The organism is Sphingomonas sp. AC435 (assembly GCF_979253005.1).
Genome location: NZ_CEEDCJ010000070.1, coordinates 1 through 252, shown reverse-complemented (window position 1 = coordinate 252; position 252 = coordinate 1). Strand labels below are relative to the sequence as shown.

General features: G+C 67.5%; 1 pseudogene. It reads right to left on the bottom strand.

Going from position 1 to position 252, the window contains the following annotated elements:
• Positions 1–44 precede the first annotated feature (44 nt).
• Positions 45–252: pseudogene (locus tag AC0CH8_RS18990) on the bottom strand (hypothetical protein); the annotation flags it as partial.

Here is a 252-nt window from a genome sequence, read left to right as displayed (position 1 = left end):
ACCGAGTCGCCCTGCTTCACCGCCGACACGGCATCCTGCAACGCCTACACGCGGCGCTGCTGGGGACGGATCATCAGGAAGTAGAAAACGATGAAAACGAGGATGAGAGGCGCGAAGCTGAGGAACGAGGCGATCCCGCTGGCCTGCGCGGCGCCGCCCGCGGTCTGGGCGTAGGCTGGTGACATGAGCATGATGTCCCGACGTGACTGATCGGCCGGGCCGGGAAACCCGCCCGCGCGTTGGACCGGGCCG